The following is an 18,276-nucleotide window of genomic DNA, read 5'->3' on the forward strand; positions in this document are numbered from 1 at the left end:
GTCTTTAACCAGCACGGGGCCGGGCGGATGATGGAACGTGAGCCGCAAGGGAGAGATGGATGGTCGAACCCGCACTGTCGTTGCAGATTGCCACCACGGTGCACCACCGGATCCACACTGTCACGGTGCGCATGGATTCGGTGGGCTGGGTGGTCTCTGGCACCAAGCACCTGGTCACACCGGGCGGGGCGCACCGCTATCCCAGCGGGCGGGTGTTTGTGCTGCCGCGTGGCGCGCAGTGGGAGGTGGTCAACGACCCCGCCCCACAAGGCCGCTATGTGGCGCGACTGCTGTGTTTTGCGCCAGAACTGGTGGAGCAGTTTCACCGCCAGTTCGGCCAGTTTGCGGCCGTGCCTGCGGTGCAGGGCTGTGCGGGCCTGGCGGCCGATGCGGCATTTGAAGACAGTTACCGCCGTGCCTTGGCCGCGCTGGAGAGCGATGCCAGCTCGCAGGCGCTGCGCGAACACCGCGCGCTCGAGGTGCTGCTGATGCTGGCCGAGGCAGGCATCGTCTTCGCCCCGCCCGGCGAGCTGGGCTGGGCCGACCGGGTGCGCCGCCTGGTGGGCCCCAGCCCGCAGGCTGACTGGACGGTGGAGCGTATCGCCGCTGCCTTTGCCACCAGCGCCAGCACCCTGCAGCGCCGCCTGGCACAAGAGGGCGAAACCGTGAGCCAGTGCCTGCGCGATGTGCGGCTGGAGACGGGGCTGGTTCTGCTGCAAAGCTCCACGCTGCAAGTGTCCGAAATCGCAGCGCGCTGCGGTTACGAGTCGCACAGCCGCTTCAGCGCCGCCTTCCGCGAGCGTTTTGGCTTTCCGCCCTCGCAACTGAGGCCCTGATTACTTCGGCTGACGCACAGCGCACAGCCTTTGATGCCGCCGGGCCAGTGCGAAGGCGTGGCACACCGCACCATCAAGTCCTTGTTTCACACCGCTACTGCAAGGAGCTTTTTGGATGAGCCACCCACTTTCACGCCCCCGTGGCGCTTTTACCTCCATCGCCGCGCTTGCCACCATCGGCCTGGCATTGGCTGCCCATGCCCAGGCGTTCACGCTCAGCAGCCCCGACTTTGCGGCGGACGGCACCTTGCCCCAGCGTTTCGAGTTCAAGGGATTCGGCTGCGCAGGTGAGAACCAGTCGCCCGCGCTGCGCTGGAACGGTGTGCCTGCAGGCACGCAGAGCTTTGCCGTCACCGCGTATGACCCTGACGCACCCACAGGCTCGGGCTGGTGGCACTGGTCGGTGGTGAACATCCCCGCCAGCGTCACCGAGCTGCAGCCCGACGCCGGTGCTGCTGGCGGCGCCAAGCTGCCCGCAGGCGCCAGCCATGTGCGCATCGACTACGGCGTGGCCGCCTGGGGCGGGGCGTGCCCGCCCGAGGGGGATGCGCCGCACCGCTACATCTTCGCGGTGCATGCACTCAAGGTGCCACGCCTGGACCTGCCTGCCGACGCCACCGCTGCGCTGGCGGGCTACATGATCAACGCCAACAGCCTGGGCAAGGCCACACTCACGGCGCGCTACGGGCGCCCTGCGGCCCAAGGCAAGCAGCAGTGACCGTGTGGGGTGGGACACTGTGATGTTTTAAGCTTGGTGGTCATCCACCCCACTGCAGGCCCACCCCATGCGCAGCCCCCGCGAACGAGCCCTCTGGTCCCTTCTGGCCTCACTGCTGCTGGCCGCTGCCGCCGCAGCCTGGTGGACGGCCGAACAGTGGCTGCCCCAGGCCGGGCCCTGGACCGAGCAGGCCTGGAAAAAGATCACCCGCCCCGGGCCCGAGTCCCTGCCACCCGACAAGCGCCCCGCTGCCACGCAGGCCCGCCCCGCGCAGGCGGGCGCGTCCCAGCCCGTGGCGCCGCAGCCGCGCAAATGCGTGCGGGACGGCCGCACTACCTACACCGACCAGCCCTGCCCCCAGGGCAGCCAGGAGCTGTCGGTGGACGGGGCAGTCACGTCGCTACCGCCTGCGCAGTAAGCGGCTGGCGGCCAGCTGTGGTTGGCGTGCAGGCCTGTGGTGGGCATGTCGTTTTTTTCCTAGCCCGCGAGGGGGCCGCGCGGATTCAATCGGTGCATTGATTCACTACCCCAGGCCTCACTCTCATTCTTTGGGGGCCGCATGCACCGATGCACCACCACCAACCCCTGCGCGTTTTTTTTGTTCTGCTGGCCGCCCTGGGCCTGGCCATCCCCTGGTACTTCAACACCCTGTACTTTCTGGCCGGTGGCAGCGTGATGCCCGATGTTTTCTGGCGCGACGCCTTTGCCAATGCGCTCACCACCGGCATCACCTGCGATGTGTACCTGGCCGCTGTGGCGTTCTCGGCCTGGGTGGCGGCCGACCGCCGCCTGGGCGCGTGGCGCTGGGCCTGCATCGCGGCCTGCTTTGGTATCGGGCTCGCTTTTGTGATGCCGCTGTACCTGGCTCAACGCCTGCGCAGGGACGCTGATCCCTCCGGCGGCTGACCCAGCTGCGCCTGTGCACCCACCTGCAGGGGCCAGTGTTCGGTGACCGGGCTGCGGCTGCCCTGCACGAGGGCCTGTAGCGGCTGGCCCGCCAACCTGCGAACATCACGCGCCATGTGCGACTGGTCGTAGTAGCCCTGGTCCACCGCCAGTTCAACCACAGGGCCGTCGGGCGCGGCCAGCGCGCTGCCCAGCGTGCTGTTCAGCCGTGCAATCACCTGAAACTGCTTGGGCGCCATGCCCCAATGCGCCACAAAGCGCCGCTCAAACTGCCGCTGGCTCAGACCCAGACGCTGTACCGTATCCGTGGCGTTTTCAGTGGCTGCATGCAGCAAGGCCAGCGCCTGTTGCCGCCGCGCCTCGCAGGGCGACGGCGGCGTAACCCACTGGCGGACGAAGTCGCACAGCACCTGCAGCCGCGCACCATCGTCCGCGGCTGCCCGCACCGCGTGTTCCACCTCCGCCCACCCAGGGCCCACCAGGTCTGCCAGCGGCCGCAGCGTGTTCACCACTCCACGCGCACTGGCGAACAGCGCCGCCGCTGCCGAAGGCTGCAGCACCAGCCCCACGGCCTGCACCGGCCCGCTGTGTTCATACGCCGTGGCCATGGTGCTTGCGCTCATCCAGGCTGACTGCGGCACGGGCGCGCCCCGGCACACCACCTGCCCGGCCAGCCGCACCACCAGCATGCTCGACACCATGGCCGGGAAATGCGATTGCGCCAGCGCCGCCGGGGCATTGACCACCACGGCGGCCATCAGCCAAGGCTGCAAATCGGAGGGGACGGGCACCAAGCGCTGCATACCCGCATTCTGCATATCGACGTGGCGCAGATGGCGGCTTTCGGGGTGGGTGGTCAGCCAGTCAGCCGTCGTACTCGACGTTCTCCAGCCACCCGTGCGACATGCAGCTGCCGCAGTGCCCGACTATCCTTGTTGCTTTCGTATCCCCACCCACCACTCACCCGTGCCAAGCACCATGCAGCAAGAGCAAGCCCCCACCCGGTCCGTCCCCCTCGCAGGCGCCACCAACTTCCGCGACCTCGGCGGCTACACCGGCCACGGCGGCCGCCCGGTGAAATGGCGTCGCATCTTCCGCTCCGACCACCTGGCGGGCCTGACGCCCGAGGACCAGGCCCTGCTGGCAGACCTGGGCGTGGCCCGCGCGGTGGACTTTCGCGGCCAGGCCGAAAGCGCCGCGTATGCCTACGCACTGCCCGGAGTGGCTTACCACCCACTGCACATCGAACCCACCGTGGTGCAGCGCGCGCTGGAGCTGCAACGCACCGGCCGCCAGCTCACGGCGCAAGACGCCGTGGGCCTGATGCAGGACACCTACCGGGGTTTTGTGCACGACAACGCCCCACGTTTTGCCGAGCTGTTCCGCCTGCTGCTGGCCAGCGACGCGCCCACCGTGTTCCATTGCACCGCAGGCAAAGACCGCACCGGCTTTGCCGCCGCCCTCATCCTGCTGACCCTGGGCGTGCCGCGCGATGTGGTCATGCACGACTACCTGCTCACCAACACGCTCTACCAGCGCCCACCGGGCATGGGCAGCCACGCGCCGGAAGAAGTGCTGCGCGTGCTGTGGCGTGTGCAGGAAGAGTTTCTGGACGCCGCCCTGCACATGGTGGACAACGACTATGGCGGTCTGCAGCCCTATCTGGTGGACGTGCTGGGCGTGGACGCCGCAGCGCAGACAGAGCTGGTGGGGCGGTATCTGCAGCCGACCCGCTGACGCATCACGCGCGTTCCTGTCGCGCCCTGGAGCGGGATAGGCCACCCAGTCCCAGGCCTGCCAGGACCAGTGCCGTGCACGCGATGCCCCATTCCGAGAGGGTGGGAATCGCCGTGCCGCTTACCAGCGGTGTCACTTGCAGGGAGAACGGGGCGCTGGTGCTGGCCGTATATCCCGTGGCGCTGTCGTACACCGCCGTCAGCGACCGGGCGCCGAGGGGCAGGTCGCTGGTGGTGCATTGCGCGGCACCGGCAACCACGGGCACGGCGCTGCAACCGGCGATGGGCGTTCCTCCATCCAGGAAGGTCACGGTGCCTGCGGCCGACGGAGTGCTGACGGTTGCCGTCAAGGTGACGCTGGCGCCCACTCCGACCGAGTTGCTGGAGCTGGTCAGCGAGAGGGTGGTCGCGACGTTGCCCAGCGCGTAGACCGGCGCCGGGCTGACCTGCTTGGTGGTACGAAACTGGAAGTCAGGGAAGCCGTAGTGGATAGCGTTGAGGTAGTTGGTGGGAAACGTGTCTTGCGTGCAGCCATTGCAATAGCGCATGTCCAAATACGTCAGCACAGGATTGATCTGCGTGCTGGAGCCGAAGTAGTAGCCATCACTCGCTCCCTGGTAGATCTCCATGATGTATTCGGTGTCCTTGGTAAGCATCAGAGGCTGCGCAAGCTGCGCATAGGTATACGTATTCGCGGGGCCTGAGACCTGCTGCTGGGCCAGCTTGGCCTGCGTGGCGACATCGAACAGCGTCAGATACCGGGTGGTTCCCGAAGGCTCGTATTTCCCGAAGTCTGTCACCAGAATGTCCTGGTTGGGTTTGAACCTGAAGCCGCGCTGGGAATTTGTGACGCCGCCAGGCTGTCCTACGACCACCTGCTGTGTGGCCGAATTGGCAACGGCGTCGGTGTAGTCGAACGTATTGACGGTGCTCGCGCTGGTGGCGGCAGGATTGCCGCTAAAAATGAAGAACGCCGTCGTGGTCGATGCGGGGATCGTGGGAACTTTGACCCACACCACCGTGGAGGCGGTGTTGACCCCGCGTTCGATGTAGTAGTTCATCAGCGTGCCGCCCGATGCGGCAGTCCCAAAGCGCAGATCGGCAGCGTCTGCCCGCAATTGGCCCGCCGTCACCATGCTGGCCGTGTCGAGCACCAGGCGTATTTGGTAATCCGTCAGGGTTGCGCCGCTGCTTTCCGTGATATTGAACGGACTCGCTTGTGTCCAGCCTGCAGGCTGCGCTTGTGCTGTGTGTGTTGCCATTGCGGCGAGGACGCCGCAGGTCCACACCGCAGCGTGGCGTAGCGCGCCAAGGACGGGGCGGACATCCGTTTTCGTTGAAAGGGGAAGTGTGTATGACATGAAGAATGAAGCGGAAGCGATTACGGAGGATGCAGTCGGTATGACCGTATGAAGGACGGACTCACCGCGCGCGCCGGGCAGCGGCCACCGAAACGGTGCGAGTACCGGGGCAACGGGGCCGTGTATCGGCCCAGGCCGAGCTAGAACCTATCGCTCATCGTGATTTGCTCAAAGAAAAATTTGCGCATTAAAGCGCTACCTGGAGGCCGAGGAGCACACCATTGCGGAGATAGTCGAGCTGGCCGCACTCACCCCGCACCAGGCTGCACCTGCCCCACCACTGCCCCTCGGCCCCGCACGCGCCAGAACAGCCACCCCACGATCGACAGATTCAGCAGATTCCACGCCATGCCGTTCAAAAACGCCGCGCGGTAGCTGCCCGTCAGGTCAAAAATCCAGCCCGACATCCAGCCCCCCAGCGCCATGCCGATCAGCGTGGCCATGATCACCGCACCCACCCGCGCACCGGCCTCCTGTGGGGCGAAATACTCGCGGATGATGATGGCGTAGGCGGGCACGATGCCGCCCTGGAACAGCCCGAACATTGCGGAGATCACATACAGCGGCACCAGCCCGTCAAACGGCAGAAACAGCGCCAGCCCCACGCCCTGCAGCGCCGAGCCCAGCAGCAGCGTGCGCACGCCGCCAATGCGGTCGCAGATCACGCCCGACACCAGGCGGCTGACGATGCCGCAGGCCAGCATCAGCGACAGCATCTCGGCCCCGCGCGCCGCGCCAAAACCCAGGTCGGTGCAATAGGCCACGATGTGCACCTGCGGCATCGCCATGGCCACGCAGCACGCGACGCCCGCCACACACAGCAATAGCTGTGCATGCAGCGGGCGCAGACCGAACGGGCGGCTGCGGTCGAGCGGCAATGGCGAGGGCGCTGCACCCGACGCAGCCGGTGCCACCGCTGCCGGTGCTGCATCCATCTGCGCCACCGGCGCGCGCTGGCGCATGCGCAGTGCCAGCAACAGCATGCCCACCCCACACACAATGCCCAGCAGCACATAGGTGTGGCGCCAGCCGATCAGCTCAATGCCGTGCTGCACGATGGGCGGCCACAGCGCGCCCGCAATGTAGTTGCCGCTGGCGCAGATCGCCACCGCAATGCCCCGCCGCTTGTTCCACCACAGCGCGGTGTCGGCCATCAGCGGCGCAAACGTGGCCGAGCTGCCAATCAGCCCCATCAGCCCGTGCGCCAGCCCAAACCCCCAGATGCTGCCCGACAGCCCCGCCCACACAAAACCGCCACACACGGCCACCGCGCCCACGCACAGCACCGGCATCTGCCCATGCCGGTCGGCCATGCGGCCCGTCCAGATTCCGCCCAGCCCCAGGCACACCATCATCAGCGTGTAGGGCAGCGACGCATCGGCACGGCCCACGCCAAACTCGGCCTGCACGGCGGGCAGCACCACCGACACCACATACATGCTGCTGTTGCCCAGCACCACCAGGCCCAGCGTGGTCAGCAGGCGCCACGCGGCCTGGCGGGAGTCGATGAGGGATGCGGGGGCGGCGGCAGAGGGAGGCGAAGAGGTGTTCGGCATGCCGGGCAATTTACCCCACAGCGCTGCAGGGACTTGCAGGGCGGCGTCATGGCTCGCTGAGTGCAAGGATGCGACGCATCGATTGGTGTGATTTTTTAGCTGTTCGCACGGGCTGACCGCACACCCCGGTGGTGCCGCGGGTGGTGGAGCAGGGTCACAGCCCCCCGGCAACATGTTTTGATCGAGCTACCCTGGGGTCTGAAAGTGCCAGGGCAGATACCCCTTCTCAGATCTTGATGAACTGGGCGGCCGACAACGCGCCAAACGGCAACTCCGACAAACGCCCGCCCACCGCCAGCGTACCCAGATCCACCGGGAAGTAGCCAATGGCGTCCAGCACCTTGCGCACTGCGGCCTTGGCTGCGGCGTCGTCGCCTGCGTAGAACATGGCGCGCTGGCCGCCGGAGACTTGGGGCTGGGCCAGAACGTTTACATCCAGGTGGTTGAACGCCTTGACCACGCGGGCGCCGGGCACGAATTCGCTGAACACTTCGCTGGACGAGCGCCCGCCCAGGTCGATGGCCTTGATGCCGTAGGCCGCCAGCGGGTTGCTGGGGTCTTGGGCATCTGGCGAGTTGGGGTCCAGAAACTCCACGGGGTTGGTGCCGTCGATGACGATGCGGCCGTTCCACGCAGGCAGGCCACCCAGGGCCTGGCCCAGGTCTTCCCAGCGCACAGCGATGAGCACGATGTCTGCGGCGGCAGCTTCTGCCACGGTGCCCGCCTTGATGGTGGGGCCCAGTTCTGCCACCAGCGCGGCCAGTGATTCCGGACCGCGCCGGGTGGAGAGGGTGGCGGACAGGCCTTTGCTGGCCAATGCGCGCGCCACGTTAGAGCCGAGTGCGCCAGAGCCGATGATGCCGATGTTCATGGTGATTTCCTTGGTCAATGAGTGAAGTGGGTGGAGGGAAAGGGAGCAGTGAAAAGTCGAATGTGGAGGGGGATGTGAAAGGGATTAACCCAGCCGCCCGGCTTGGCGCAGTTGCCCTGCAATGCGCCGGATTTCTGTGGTGCCCTGCCGCAGTGCTGCCTGGCTGGTGTGCACGGAGTAAGTCCCCATGACCAGCTCATGCGGGTGCGGCACGGCAGAGCCCAGCACGAAGCGGGTGGCTTCGGTGGCCACAAAGTCGATGCTTTGGTGGGTGGGCTCAAACGCCACCAGTTCGCCTGCCGCAATGGGTTCGCCCGCCGTCAGCGCGCCGGTGGCCACTGCCGCCCAAGCCACGGTGTGGCCGGGGGGCGGCGTGTAAGTCCAGCGTTCGCCCTGGGCCAACTGCACGGCCAGATAGGTCATCCCCTCGGGCGCCGCCACGGGGCTGTGCACTGCGCCGTACTCGCCCAGCAGCACCCGCACCGGGCCCACCTGGGGCACCAGTTCGGGGGCGAGGTACTGGCTGTGGGCGGGGGCGTTTTCCAGCGCGGCGGGCAGGGCCACCCACAGCTGAAAGCCCCGGCCCGGTGTGTCGCCCACGGGGGCGCCGGTGTGCCACACGCCGTTGCCAGCACGCATCCATTCGACGCCGCCTGCAGGCAGCAGGCCCGCTTGGCCGGTGCTGTCTTCGTAGCGCACATCGCCTTGCGACAAGAACGTGACGGTGGCGATGCCCGAGTGGGGGTGCATGCCAAAGCCCTGCTGCGCTGCGCCGGGCTGAAAGTGCACCCGATCCAAAAAGATGAAGGGCTTGAGCACCTGGCCCAGGTCCCCAGGGCTCATGAGGCGGGTAATGGGGCCGTGCGTGGTGCCACGGGTGCGGTGTGTGATGGCGCGTGGGGCGGTGGCGGGTGCAGACATGAAGAGAACCTCGGAGGTGTTGAACTGATGCCTGTAGCTTAAAAATTCATCGATTGATTGACTAGATAGCGCAATATGATTGCACTCGTCCATTAATCGAATGAATGAGCGAAACCATGCTGGATCTGAACGACGTGGCCATCTTTGTGCAGGTGGTGCGCTGCGGCAGCTTTGCCGAAGCCTCGCGCCGCCTGGGCGTGCCGCCCAACACCCTGAGCCGCCGGGTGCAGCAGCTGGAAGCGCAACTGGGTACCCGACTGATGCAGCGCTCGACCCGCCACCTCACGCTCACCAGCGCGGGCCAGGTGTTTCTGGAGCGTTGCAGCGGCGCGGTGGAGGGGCTGATGGATGCGGGCGAGGAACTGCTGGCGGTGAACCAGGAGCCCAGCGGCTTGGTGCGGGTGGCGGCCCCGGCTGATTTTTTTGATTTCTTTGCGATGGAGTGGCTGACCGAGTTCCTGGTCGCGCACCCCAAGGTGCGGGTGGACTTTGTGCTGAGCGACGGCCGCGCGGACCTGATTGCAGACCGGATCGATGTGGCGTTTCGGGGCGGCATTCTGGAGGACTCGGGCCTGTTTGCCCGCAAGGTGCTGGACGCGGGCAGCGACGGCCTGGTGGCCAGCCCGTCCTACATTGCCCGCCGGGGTGTTCCGGCCACGCTGCAAGACCTGGTGGACCACGACTGCCTGGCGTTCAGCCACCCCAGCGGCAAGGCCACCTGGCGCGTGACGGGGCCAGAGGGCGCACCGGCCGAGGTGCAGGTGACTGGCCGCTTCAGTGGCAACACGGCACAGGCCTTGCGCAAGGCCGCGCTGGCGGGCTTGGGCATTGCGCTGCTGCCCTCCACGCTGACGCAACGCGATCTGCGCGCTGGCCTGCTGGTGCCCATGCTTCCTGGATACCACCGGCAGGGGCATGGCGTGCACATGGTCTACCCCAGCAGGCGCTACCTGCCCTTGGCGGTGTCGGCTTTCATTGAGCTGGTCATCAGCAAGATGGGTGCGATGCAGGAGCTGCCGCCCCAGGGCGATGGCTAATGACTGATGACTGACGCGGTATGAATCCACGGGTGCCGTTCACGCTGGGTCTGTCAGCGCGCTGCACGAGGCTTCGCAAGGCTCCGTCTGCCCACACTCCTGACCGCTATGCTCCCCACCCAACGAAACACAAACAACCCACACGGTGACCGCCATGCACGACATCATCTGCCCCCACTGCAACAAGGCGTTCAAGATTGACGAGACCGGGTATGCCGACATCCTCAAGCAGGTGCGGGATGCGGATTTCGCCGCGCAGTTGCACGAACGGCTGGAGCTGGCCGAGCAGGACAAGCGCAATGCGGTGGCGCTGGCGCAGGCCCAGGTGGCCAATGAACTGCAGAAGTCGGCGGCGGCCAAAGATGCCGAGATTCAGGCCCTGAAGGCGCAGCTGGGCGCGGGCGCGGTGGAGCGCGACCTGGCGGTGGCGCAGGCCCTGGGCGCGGTGGAGAAGCAGCGCGACGCGCTGGAAAACAAGCTGGTGAGTGAGCTGGAGCGTGCGCGGCAGGCGCAGCAAGCAGCGGACCAGTTGGCACAAGCACGGCTGGCGCAGCAGCTGCAGGGCGTGGCCGCCCAAAAGGACGCCGAGATACAGCAGCTCAAATCACAACTGGACGCTGCCGAGGTGGCGCGCAGGCTGGCGGTGACCGAGGCAGTCACAGTGGTGGCGCGGGAGCGCGACGAGCTCCAAAACAACCTGAACCTGGTGGTGGTGAAAAAGCAGCTGGAGGAGGCCGCCATCAAGGAGCAGTACGCCTTGCAGCTGCGCGACCGGGACGGCGAGATTGCGCGGCTGCGGGACATGAAGGCGCGCCTGTCCACCAAGATGGTGGGCGAGACGCTGGAGCAGCACTGCGAGACGGAGTTCAACCGCATCCGCGCCACGGCGTTTCCCCGCGCCTACTTTGAAAAGGACAACGACGCGCGCAGCGGCAGCAAGGGCGACTACATCTTTCGCGACCTGGACGAGGCGGGCAACGAGATCGTCTCGATCATGTTCGAGATGAAGAACGAGAGCGACGAGACGGCCACGAAGAAGCGCAATGAAGACTTCCTGAAAGAGCTGGACAAGGACCGCAACGAAAAGGGCTGCGAGTACGCGGTGCTGGTGTCACTGCTGGAGCCCGAGAGCGAGCTGTACAACACCGGCATCGTGGACATGTTCTACCGCTATCCCAAGATGTATGTGGTGCGGCCGCAGTTCTTCATCCCCATCATCACGCTGCTGCGCAACGCTGCGATGAAGTCGTTGCAGTACAAGTCGGAGCTGGCGCTGGTGAAGGCGCAGAACCTGGACATCACCAAGTTCGAATCGCAGCTGGAAGAGTTCAAGGGCGCGTTTGGGCGCAACTGGCGCCTGGCATCGGACGGGTTCGAGGAAGCCATCAAGCGCATTGACGAGGCCATCAAGGACCTGGAGAAAACCAAGGAGGCGCTGCACAAGTCAGCCAACAACCTGCGCCTGGCCAACGACAAGGCCGAAGACCTCACGATCAAGAAGCTCACACGCGGCAACCCGACGATGGCGGCCAAATTTGCGGAACTCAAGCAGTTGGGGATTTCGGACGGGGAGTGATGCGGGGCGGGGTGAGGCGGCCGGCGGACGGGGCCTTGCAAACAGGGCGGGCACAACCGGTCTGCCGCTGCTCCGTCCCCATGGGTGGCATGCACGTTGGGCGGCACTAGCCGCGCACCGACGCCCCCGTCGCATAAAACTGCCCGCCCGCCACGTAGTGCAGCGTGCGCAGCTCATCCGGCGCGGTGTCGAACTCCCAGTGCCCGTTGCGGAACACGCGGTCGTCAGCCCAGGCGGCCACCACTTCGCCGATGAAAAGGTCATAGGCCTGCTGGTTGTGCGGCTCAGGGATCACGCGGCACAGCAGCCAGGCAGCGCAACCTTGCACCAGCGGGGGCGTGGCCTGCGCCGGGTGGCCGGGCGCTTCAAACAACGGCACGCCATGGCGCTGCAGCTTGTCGGGCGTGGTCTTGGCGCTGTCGGTGCCCAGCGCCACAGTCAGCGCGGCCAGGGGCACGGTGGGCAGCTGCAGAGCAAAGAAGCCGCTGGCCTCCACCAGTTCGCGCGTGCGCGTGGCCTTGTCGAGCACCACCGTGACCTTGGGCGGCGCGAAGTCCAGTGCGCAGGCCCACGATGCCGCCATGACGTTGTGCTGGCCCGCGTGGGCGGCCGACACCAGCACGACGGGGCCGTGGTTGAGCAGGCGGTAGGCCTTGTCGAGGGGCACCGGGGTGACGTGGGGGTGGGAGGCAGTGGGCAGCATGGGGTGTGAGGGTGTGTTCAAAGGGCAATACCAGGGGATGGGGCAGTGCGTGGAGCCTGTGGGCGTTGCTGAAATTTGCTATCAATTAGATAGCCATTCAGGCATATTGCACTAGCGCCATGGCGCATTTTTGCCTCAAAACGGCTTCCATGAAGCCTGTGGGGGCGCTCTGGGGCCAGCGGTACAGCCCGCCCAATGCCTCCGCCCCTGAGTGCCGCACAGGGGCTTGTGGCCCGCGCCGGTGATGGCGATAGCCACCCGCTAACATGCCAACGCCAACCGTTGGCCACAACCCGCCCCCTGAGGGGCCTACAGGAGACGATGAATGTTCAGTCATGTGATGGTCGGTGTGAACGACCTGGAGCGGTCCAAGAAGTTTTATGACGCGCTGCTGGGGGCGCTGGGCGTACCGCCCGGTGTGGCCAACAAGAACCGCTACTTCTATCGCGGCCCCACTGGTACCTTTGGCATCACCACCCCCATCAACGGCGAGCCCGCCACCTTTGCCAACGGCGGCACCATCGGTTTTGCCATGCAGTCGCCCGAGCAGGCCGATGCCTTCCACGCCGCCGGTGTAGCGAACGGTGGTATCACCTGCGAAGACCCACCCGGCTGGCGCGAAGGCCCCGGCGGCAAGCTGTACCTGGCGTACCTGCGCGACCCGGACGGCAACAAGATCTGCGCCCTGCACCGCCCGGCCAAGGCCTGATCAACGGGCAGGCCCCCCGCTGCAACCCCGGCAGCGTTGCAGCCAGCGCTGGGCGCCCTGCACACCGTGGCAGGCCGCAGCGGCCATGGCCCCGGTGACGGCCAGCATGGTCAGGGTGTGAACCCCCAGCGCGGCCAGCGCGAACAGCAAGGGGGTGGAGAGCCCGTCGCCCCCAGAGGCCACCCCACCTGCAGCGCCACCGCCCCCGCACAGCGGCGCCAGCGCAGGCACCAGCGCCAGCCCGGCACCGTGCACCGTGGCCACCCCAAAGGACCAGAGCGCCATGCCCACAGGCCCGGCGGGCTTGCGCAGGCGATGCCACGCCGCCCCCGCCAGACGCACGCGAGCGACTATCACCACCCCGCCCAGGCCGCCCGCCACCGCCAGCAGGGCAGGTGGCGACAACGACAGCCCCCACCCCACAGCAGCCGCCGTCAGTGCCACGGCGGCCAGGTGCCCGACGGCCATGGGCAGCAGTGCGCGCAGCGGCATGCTGTGGTCACGCGCACAGAGGCTCCAGCTGGTGGCCAGCCCCCAGCCCGTGAGGGGGTTGAGCCCGTGCAGTGCCCCCATGGCCGCAGCGGCCAGCCAGGGCCAGAGGGTGGCGTCCATGGTCGCGGTCTCAACCGTGTGTGGTTCAGCCCCGTGTGAAGCAGCACCCGCCCGGCGCCGTGTGGGCCGGTGAAGGCTGTGGCGCCTGTGCAGCTGGTGCCGCCGCAGACCCAGCCGCTGGCAGGGAAGGTGCATACCGGTCGTGGTGGCGCACCCAGTCCATGGGGTAGGCGGGGTTGGTCTCGTGGCGGCCCTGGGGCGTGAGGTCCAGCAGCTGGTAGGTGCCCATCATGGCCTCCACGCCGCGCCCGAAGGTGGAGTAGGCGTGGAACACCTCACCCGCGTCACTGCGCACAAACACGCTGATGCCCGGCGCCTCATCGGCGGGGAACGGCTGCATGCCGTAGTTGTAGAACACCTCGCCGTTGCCGCGTGCGCGCTGCTCGGGCGTGAAGCTCACGGCAAAGTCGTGGTTGAAGTCGCTGCCGTGCGACGACGCCCAGCGAAACTGCCAGCCCATGCGCTGGCGAAAGCGCTCGATCTCGGCCAGCGGCGCGCGCGAGACGGCGAGCACCGACACGTCGCGGTGCTGCAGGTGCAGCTCCATGCCGCCCATGTGGTCGGCCATGAAAGAGCAGCTGGGGCAGCCCTGCTCCCACCCCGGGCCAAACATGAAGTGCTGCACCAGCAGCTGGCTGCGGCCATCGAACAGGTCGGCCAAGGCGCGCGGACCCTGCAGCGTGTCCAGCGTGTAGCGCTTGTCTACGCGGGTCCAGGGCAGTGCGCGGCGCTGCGCGGCGACCTCGTCATGCAGGCGGGTCAGGGCCTTCTCGCGGGCCAGCAGCGCGTGGCGCTGGGCCAGCCATTCGTCGGCAGAAACCACGGGGTGGGAAGTGGGTGCGTTCATGGGGGTGCTCCTGGTGGGTGGTGGATGACGTTGCGGGACGGAGAATTGCGTGGGGAGGGAGGCGCTGGCGGGCGCACCTGTCCCCGGCCCGCGACATCGCGTAATGCGCGCAGGGCCTGTGGTGGCAAGGGGTGGTGGGTGCGGCGGGGCGCCGCGTCGCTCAAGGGCTGAAGGTGTCAGGGGCTCAGGGGCGGGCCGCCTTGGGCCGGCGCACAGCGCGGACCTTGCCGCTGCCGCCGCCCCCGCAGTAGAAAAGGTCGGCGCCGTCGGATTCGAGGCCGCTCACGCCCACACCTTGGGGCATGTCGAGCTGCTGCAGCACGGCGCCGGTGGCGGGGTCGATGTGGCGCAGCGTGCTCTCGTCACCCTCCCAGGTGCCGTGCCACATCTCGCCGTCCACCCAGGTCACGCCGGTCACAAAGCGGTCGGACTCGATGGTGCTGCGGATGGCGCCAGTGGCGGGGTCGATCTGGTGGATCTTGCGGTCGCGGTACTGGCCCACCCACAGGCTGCCCTCGGCCCACGTGAGGCCCGAGTCGTTGCCGTTGCCGGGTGCAGGAATGGAGGCCACCACCCGGCCGGTGGCGGGGTCGATCTTGTCGATGCGCGCCTCGGTGATCTGGTAGAGGTGCCTGCCGTCAAACGCAGTGCCGGCATCGCTGGCCACGGCCAGCGTGCGCAGGGTCTCGCCCGTTGCGGCATCGAAGGCCACCAGGTGCGCCCCCGTGGCCGCCCAGACATGCTGGCCGTCGTGGGTGACGCCGTGCACGCTGTCTGCGCCCGCAAAGGGGCCGTATTCGCGCACGATCTCGGCGGGTTGTGAAGGGTGGTGGCGGAGGGTGGCGGGTGTCGGGTCGCTGTGGGTGCATGTGGTCATGGTTGGCTCCTGTGGGGTGGCCCGGTGGGGCTTGGCGTCCACTTTATGCAATCGGCAGCGCAGCAGGGAGTAACAAGATCGTCGTGAATCCGGACAGCGGCGGCGCCAGCCAGCGCTGCGCACGCGTGCGGCCGATGGAGCGCACACGGCCTTGTTCTTCCAGCTCGGCCAACGCGCGCTGCACGGTGCGCTGGCTGGCATCCACGGCCAGCGCGAGCGCCGAGGTGGACCAGGCCGCACCGTCCGACAGCAAGGCCAGCAGCGCCGCCTGCTCGCCATCAATGGGCGGCGCCAGCACCACCACCGGCCGTGCGTCCAAGGGCTGCAGCGCAAAGCCGCGCGCTGTGGCCTCGATACGCGCCAGCGGCCGCAGGAGCGCGCGCAGGCGCCCCACCTCCACCCGCAGCCGCGCACGGTGGGTGTCGTCCGGGTGGCGGGTGCGAAAGGCCTGCGCAATCAGCGCCTCGCGCTCTGCATCGCCGGGCCAGGCTTGCGCCAGCGCACACACCAGCGTGAACAGGATGGGCCGGCGTGCCAGCGGTTGCCACACGGCGGCGTCTGCGGTGGAGGGGCCACCGCCCACCCCCACGCAGCGCCGACATGCATCCACCACCAGCGCGCCCGATGCCAGCAGGTCTGCCACATCGGAAAGGCGCAGCGGCTGGTCCACCCCTGCCCCCACGCGCCGCGCTGCGGGCTGGTCCAGCACGGCGCGCGCCTGCGCCACCTCAGCCAGCAGGGCCGGTACATGGGCTTGCTCGGCGGCCTCCTGCGCACGGTCCAGCGCCGCGCTGGCGGAGGCGATGTGCAGCGAGCGCAGCGCCAGCTCGGCCAGGGTCAGGTCGGCCATGGCCCGCAGGGCGGGGGGCAGGTCGCCCGCTGTGGGGGCGGTCGCCATGGCGTCCATGGCCGCTGCGGCTTCGTCCAGGCGGCCGATGCGCAGCAGCCGCCGCGCCGCAATCAGCCGCGCTTGTGTGGCGTTGGCGGTGTCGCCGTGGGCTTGCAGCGTGTCGGCCGCCTCCAGCAGCGGGCGGGGTGACCCGCCCAGGTCGCGCATGGCCAGCGCCACCTCGGCCTCCGCCACCACACAACGGGCGCGCGCCTGGGCTTCGTGGGCGCCAAAGGCACGCGCAGCCTGCCGCAGCAGGTCGCGCGCACGGGGGTGTTCGCCCAGCTGCGCCATGGCAATGCCGCGCAAGGCCAGGGCGGGTGGGTCGTCGCGCAGGGCCACGCGCTTGAGGGCGCCCAGCGGGTCCCCGGCGGCCAGTGCGCGGGCGGATGCGGAGATCAGCGAATCCATGGCCGCAGACTACACCGCCAGAAGTCCATACGCTCGTGGGCGATACTCGCCGCCTCGAACAGCCACCTCGAATCGCCATCGTGCGGCTGCCCCCTCAGGCGGTTCGGGGCAAAAGGAAGCAGCAGTGAAACCAGTGACCGGCAGCGCAGACGCGGCCATTTTTGACGAGGCGTACTACCAGCGCTTTTACTTCGACAAGAAGACCAGCGTGGTGGACCCGGCGCACACCGAGCGCCTGGGCGCGTTTGTGTGCAGCTACCTGCAGTACCTGCGCGTGCCCGTGCGGCGGGTGCTGGATGTGGGCTGCGGCATTGGCCTGTGGCGCGATGTGATCGCACGGCATTTTCCGCAGGCGCAGTTCCACGGCGTGGAGTTCAGCGAATACCTGTGCCAGCGGTTTGGCTGGGAGCGCGGCTCGGTGGTGGACTACAAGGCTCGGACGCCGTACGACCTGGTGATCTGCCAGGGCGTGCTGCCCTACCTGAGCGAGGCGGACGTGCAAAAGGCCATGCGCAACCTGGCGCGCCTGAGCCGGGGCGCCCTGTATGTGGAGGCCGTCGCGCGCGAGGACTGGGAGCAGGATGTGGTGGACGAGCAAGTGACCGACCCGCGCATGTTCCGCCACCCCGCACAGCTGTACCGCCGCACGCTGGGCGAGGGCTTTACCGAGCTGGGTGGTGGCGTGTGGCTAAGCCCGCTGGCAGAGCTGCCGCTGTTTGCGCTGGAACGTGCGGGCGGCCGGTGACACAGCCCGCAGCCCCCTCGGCGACTGACGTGGCCACCACCGACACGCCGTCCGTCACACCACCTGCCCCACCGCATGCGGTGGCACGCCTGCGCGCCGAGCGCCTGGCCCGCAGTGCCAAGCCCTTTCTGGCCCGGGGCGGCCCCAAGGGCGAACGCTGTGCGGGCTGCCGCCTGGTGCCCAGCCACTGCATCTGCGCGCTGCGGCCCGTGCGGCCCACGCGCGCGGGCATGTGCCTGCTGATGGCGGACATCGAGCCCCTCAAGCCCAGCAACACCGGCTGGCTGATCGCCGACGTGGTGGCCGACACCTATGCGTTTGGCTGGGCGCGCACCGAAGTGCACCCCGACCTGCTGGCGCTGCTGGCCGACCCGCAGTGGCAGCCGTATGTGGTGTTCCCCGGCGAGTTCGTGGCGCCCGAGCGCGTTGTCACGCAGGTGGCCCAGGCCGAGGGCAAACGCCCGCTGTTCGTGCTGCTCGACGCCACCTGGCCCGAGGCGCGCAAGATGTTCCGCAAGAGCCCCTACCTCAACCACCTGCCCGTGCTGAGCCTGCAGCCCGAGCAGCTCTCGCGCTACCACCTGCGCCGATCCACCCGCATGGACCACTTCTGCACCTCCGAGGTCGGCGCGCTGTGCCTGGAGCTGGCGGGCGAGCTGCAGGCCGCACAGGCGCTGGAGGCATACCTGGACGTGTTCACCCACCACTACCTGCAGGCCAAGCACCAGTTGCCGGTGGCTGCGGACGATGCCACGCACCTGCGGCTGCGCGGTGTGACCGAGACACACGAGGCAGCGCCAGAGCCCCCAAGAGGACGGTGCGTGCCGTTGCCGCGCTGACGCGCGATGGGGCAGCGCACCGCCCAAAGAGTGGGCGATGGGCGTGACATGAACGCTTACAAAAATGCACGTTTTGTAAGGTGCAGAGCGGCGAATGCAGCGCCCCTGCGCGGCACAATCCGCAGC

General features: G+C 67.8%; 20 protein-coding genes. 10 read left to right on the forward strand and 10 right to left on the reverse strand.

The genetic code is table 11. The features are described 5' to 3' along the window. The first annotated feature begins 59 nt into the window (after positions 1-59). The 4 genes from C8C96_RS03010 to C8C96_RS03025 all read left to right on the forward strand — a co-directional run bounded on the left by C8C96_RS03010 (position 60) and on the right by C8C96_RS03025 (position 2,460). The gene (locus tag C8C96_RS03010; protein WP_116748341.1) at positions 60-836 is read left to right on the forward strand and encodes a helix-turn-helix transcriptional regulator; all 777 of its coding nucleotides are present in this window, start codon (positions 60-62) and stop codon (positions 834-836) included. A gap of 115 nt (positions 837-951) precedes the next feature. Continuing rightward, complete coding sequence (locus C8C96_RS03015) at positions 952-1,554, forward strand: YbhB/YbcL family Raf kinase inhibitor-like protein (protein ID WP_121941378.1); 603 nt, start codon at positions 952-954, stop codon at positions 1,552-1,554. A 67-nt stretch (positions 1,555-1,621) separates the two neighbouring features. Then, complete coding sequence (locus C8C96_RS03020) at positions 1,622-1,972, forward strand: DUF4124 domain-containing protein (protein ID WP_121941379.1); 351 nt, start codon at positions 1,622-1,624, stop codon at positions 1,970-1,972. A gap of 149 nt (positions 1,973-2,121) precedes the next feature. After that, positions 2,122-2,460, forward strand: a complete 339-nt coding sequence (locus tag C8C96_RS03025; protein WP_121941380.1) for a DUF2834 domain-containing protein — start codon at positions 2,122-2,124, stop codon at positions 2,458-2,460. Here the strand turns inward: C8C96_RS03025 and C8C96_RS03030 are convergent. Continuing rightward, positions 2,421-3,263 (reverse strand): helix-turn-helix domain-containing protein, encoded by an 843-nt coding sequence (locus tag C8C96_RS03030; RefSeq protein WP_121941381.1) that lies wholly within the window; start codon positions 3,261-3,263, stop codon positions 2,421-2,423. The genes C8C96_RS03025 and C8C96_RS03030 overlap by 40 nt on opposite strands. A gap of 175 nt (positions 3,264-3,438) precedes the next feature. Here C8C96_RS03030 and C8C96_RS03035 point away from each other — a divergent pair, with 175 nt between their 5' ends. Further along, positions 3,439-4,197 (forward strand): tyrosine-protein phosphatase, encoded by a 759-nt coding sequence (locus C8C96_RS03035; RefSeq protein ID WP_121941382.1) that lies wholly within the window; start codon positions 3,439-3,441, stop codon positions 4,195-4,197. 4 nt (positions 4,198-4,201) lie between these two features. Here C8C96_RS03035 and C8C96_RS03040 read toward each other — a convergent pair whose 3' ends face one another. From C8C96_RS03040 to C8C96_RS03055, 4 genes are all read right to left on the reverse strand, one after another. Beyond that, positions 4,202-5,458, reverse strand: coding sequence for a DUF2341 domain-containing protein (locus C8C96_RS03040; protein WP_158605741.1), 1,257 nt, complete (start codon positions 5,456-5,458; stop codon positions 4,202-4,204). A gap of 347 nt (positions 5,459-5,805) precedes the next feature. Beyond that, positions 5,806-7,113, reverse strand: a complete 1,308-nt coding sequence (locus tag C8C96_RS03045; protein ID WP_121941384.1) for an MFS transporter — start codon at positions 7,111-7,113, stop codon at positions 5,806-5,808. Between the two features lie 226 nt (positions 7,114-7,339). Further along, positions 7,340-7,984, reverse strand: coding sequence for an NADPH-dependent F420 reductase (locus C8C96_RS03050; RefSeq protein WP_121941385.1), 645 nt, complete (start codon positions 7,982-7,984; stop codon positions 7,340-7,342). 84 nt (positions 7,985-8,068) lie between these two features. Next, the gene (locus tag C8C96_RS03055) at positions 8,069-8,905 is read right to left on the reverse strand and encodes a pirin family protein (protein WP_121941386.1); all 837 of its coding nucleotides are present in this window, start codon (positions 8,903-8,905) and stop codon (positions 8,069-8,071) included. A gap of 116 nt (positions 8,906-9,021) precedes the next feature. Between C8C96_RS03055 and C8C96_RS03060 the strand changes: the two genes are divergently transcribed. Together C8C96_RS03060 and C8C96_RS03065 are read left to right on the forward strand one after the other, a co-directional pair. After that, a complete protein-coding gene (locus tag C8C96_RS03060) occupies positions 9,022-9,942 on the forward strand; it encodes a LysR family transcriptional regulator (RefSeq protein ID WP_121943847.1) in 921 nt (306 codons plus the stop codon). A gap of 154 nt (positions 9,943-10,096) precedes the next feature. Then, complete coding sequence (locus tag C8C96_RS03065; protein ID WP_121941387.1) at positions 10,097-11,518, forward strand: DUF2130 domain-containing protein; 1,422 nt, start codon at positions 10,097-10,099, stop codon at positions 11,516-11,518. Between the two features lie 106 nt (positions 11,519-11,624). Here C8C96_RS03065 and C8C96_RS03070 read toward each other — a convergent pair whose 3' ends face one another. Beyond that, positions 11,625-12,221 (reverse strand): flavin reductase family protein, encoded by a 597-nt coding sequence (locus C8C96_RS03070; RefSeq protein ID WP_121941388.1) that lies wholly within the window; start codon positions 12,219-12,221, stop codon positions 11,625-11,627. Between the two features lie 325 nt (positions 12,222-12,546). On the opposite strand from C8C96_RS03070, the gene C8C96_RS03075 reads away from it, so the two are divergent. Beyond that, complete coding sequence (locus C8C96_RS03075) at positions 12,547-12,930, forward strand: VOC family protein (protein ID WP_056056657.1); 384 nt, start codon at positions 12,547-12,549, stop codon at positions 12,928-12,930. Here the strand turns inward: C8C96_RS03075 and C8C96_RS03080 are convergent, their stop codons facing one another. From C8C96_RS03080 to C8C96_RS03095, 4 genes are all read right to left on the reverse strand, one after another. Beyond that, positions 12,931-13,542: a hypothetical protein gene (locus C8C96_RS03080; protein WP_121941389.1), complete on the reverse strand. Its 612-nt coding sequence runs from the start codon at positions 13,540-13,542 to the stop codon at positions 12,931-12,933. A 25-nt stretch (positions 13,543-13,567) separates the two neighbouring features. Beyond that, positions 13,568-14,389 carry a DUF899 domain-containing protein gene (locus tag C8C96_RS03085; RefSeq protein WP_233584140.1) on the reverse strand — a complete coding sequence of 274 codons (822 nt, stop codon included), beginning with the start codon at positions 14,387-14,389 and terminating at the stop codon, positions 13,568-13,570. A 184-nt stretch (positions 14,390-14,573) separates the two neighbouring features. Next, on the reverse strand, positions 14,574-15,266 hold the full coding sequence (locus C8C96_RS03090; protein WP_121941390.1) for a PQQ-binding-like beta-propeller repeat protein: 693 nt from the start codon (positions 15,264-15,266) through the stop codon (positions 14,574-14,576). Positions 15,267-15,309: 43 nt separating this feature from the next. After that, positions 15,310-16,566 (reverse strand): helix-turn-helix domain-containing protein, encoded by a 1,257-nt coding sequence (locus C8C96_RS03095; protein ID WP_121941391.1) that lies wholly within the window; start codon positions 16,564-16,566, stop codon positions 15,310-15,312. 124 nt (positions 16,567-16,690) lie between these two features. Here C8C96_RS03095 and C8C96_RS03100 point away from each other — a divergent pair, with 124 nt between their 5' ends. Both C8C96_RS03100 and C8C96_RS03105 read left to right on the forward strand, forming a co-directional pair. Further along, positions 16,691-17,311: a trans-aconitate 2-methyltransferase gene (locus tag C8C96_RS03100; protein WP_192419261.1), complete on the forward strand. Its 621-nt coding sequence runs from the start codon at positions 16,691-16,693 to the stop codon at positions 17,309-17,311. A 29-nt stretch (positions 17,312-17,340) separates the two neighbouring features. Next, positions 17,341-18,150 (forward strand): tRNA-uridine aminocarboxypropyltransferase, encoded by an 810-nt coding sequence (locus tag C8C96_RS03105; RefSeq protein WP_121943848.1) that lies wholly within the window; start codon positions 17,341-17,343, stop codon positions 18,148-18,150. Positions 18,151-18,276: the final 126 nt, after the last annotated feature.

Origin of the sequence: Acidovorax sp. 100 (assembly GCF_003688355.1) — a bacterium.
GTDB lineage: Bacteria > Pseudomonadota > Gammaproteobacteria > Burkholderiales > Burkholderiaceae_C > Acidovorax > Acidovorax delafieldii.

Bases quoted from the DNA above. Each gene is read 5' to 3' on its own strand.
- C8C96_RS03080 (WP_121941389.1), bottom strand. From the start codon at position 13,542: ATGGACGCCACCCTCTGGCCCTGGCTGGCCGCTGCGGCCATGGGGGCA.
- C8C96_RS03065 (WP_121941387.1), top strand. From the start codon at position 10,097: ATGCACGACATCATCTGCCCCCACTGCAACAAGGCGTTCAAGATTGAC.
- C8C96_RS03010 (WP_116748341.1), top strand. From the start codon at position 60: ATGGTCGAACCCGCACTGTCGTTGCAGATTGCCACCACGGTGCACCAC.
- C8C96_RS03040 (WP_158605741.1), bottom strand. From the start codon at position 5,458: ATGGCAACACACACAGCACAAGCGCAGCCTGCAGGCTGGACACAAGCG.
- C8C96_RS03070 (WP_121941388.1), bottom strand. From the start codon at position 12,221: ATGCTGCCCACTGCCTCCCACCCCCACGTCACCCCGGTGCCCCTCGAC.
- C8C96_RS03035 (WP_121941382.1), top strand. From the start codon at position 3,439: ATGCAGCAAGAGCAAGCCCCCACCCGGTCCGTCCCCCTCGCAGGCGCC.
- C8C96_RS03020 (WP_121941379.1), top strand. From the start codon at position 1,622: ATGCGCAGCCCCCGCGAACGAGCCCTCTGGTCCCTTCTGGCCTCACTG.
- C8C96_RS03025 (WP_121941380.1), top strand. From the start codon at position 2,122: ATGCACCACCACCAACCCCTGCGCGTTTTTTTTGTTCTGCTGGCCGCC.
- C8C96_RS03055 (WP_121941386.1), bottom strand. From the start codon at position 8,905: ATGTCTGCACCCGCCACCGCCCCACGCGCCATCACACACCGCACCCGT.
- C8C96_RS03050 (WP_121941385.1), bottom strand. From the start codon at position 7,984: ATGAACATCGGCATCATCGGCTCTGGCGCACTCGGCTCTAACGTGGCG.
- C8C96_RS03030 (WP_121941381.1), bottom strand. From the start codon at position 3,263: ATGCAGCGCTTGGTGCCCGTCCCCTCCGATTTGCAGCCTTGGCTGATG.
- C8C96_RS03085 (WP_233584140.1), bottom strand. From the start codon at position 14,389: ATGAACGCACCCACTTCCCACCCCGTGGTTTCTGCCGACGAATGGCTG.
- C8C96_RS03095 (WP_121941391.1), bottom strand. From the start codon at position 16,566: ATGGATTCGCTGATCTCCGCATCCGCCCGCGCACTGGCCGCCGGGGAC.
- C8C96_RS03015 (WP_121941378.1), top strand. From the start codon at position 952: ATGAGCCACCCACTTTCACGCCCCCGTGGCGCTTTTACCTCCATCGCC.
- C8C96_RS03060 (WP_121943847.1), top strand. From the start codon at position 9,022: ATGCTGGATCTGAACGACGTGGCCATCTTTGTGCAGGTGGTGCGCTGC.
- C8C96_RS03090 (WP_121941390.1), bottom strand. From the start codon at position 15,266: ATGACCACATGCACCCACAGCGACCCGACACCCGCCACCCTCCGCCAC.
- C8C96_RS03045 (WP_121941384.1), bottom strand. From the start codon at position 7,113: ATGCCGAACACCTCTTCGCCTCCCTCTGCCGCCGCCCCCGCATCCCTC.
- C8C96_RS03075 (WP_056056657.1), top strand. From the start codon at position 12,547: ATGTTCAGTCATGTGATGGTCGGTGTGAACGACCTGGAGCGGTCCAAG.